At 68.9% G+C, this 283-nt stretch carries 1 pseudogene (running past one end of the window); it reads left to right on the top strand.

Annotated features, from left to right (window positions below):
- Window positions 1-283 (top strand): annotated as a pseudogene (locus I55_RS24935) (SulP family inorganic anion transporter); its annotated part runs 499 nt beyond the window's last position; the annotation flags it as partial.

Genomic DNA, 283 nt, shown 5'->3' with positions numbered 1-283 from the left:
ATCGCCTTCATCGCCACCCCCTAGACCCATGCTGTCGGCGGCGAGCTGTGCATCGCATGCATGACGTGGTGCGCACCACTTACAACAAGGAACTGACCGCCCAGGGCGTGGGCAACCTGCTCTGCGGCCTGGCGGGCGCCCTGCCCATGACCGGCGTCATCGTCCGCAGTTCCGCCAACGTGCAGGCTGGCAGCGCCACTCGCGCCTCCACCATCCTGCACGGCGTGTGGATCCTGGGGGCGGTCGCCCTGCTGCCCTGGCTGCTGCGGGCCATCCCCATGTC

This window comes from Azospirillum sp. B4 (assembly GCF_000333275.1).
Classification (GTDB): Bacteria; Pseudomonadota; Alphaproteobacteria; order Azospirillales; family Azospirillaceae; genus Nitrospirillum.
The sequence above is the reverse complement of the archived record's forward strand: the minus strand, read 5'-3'. Positions and strand labels throughout refer to the sequence as shown.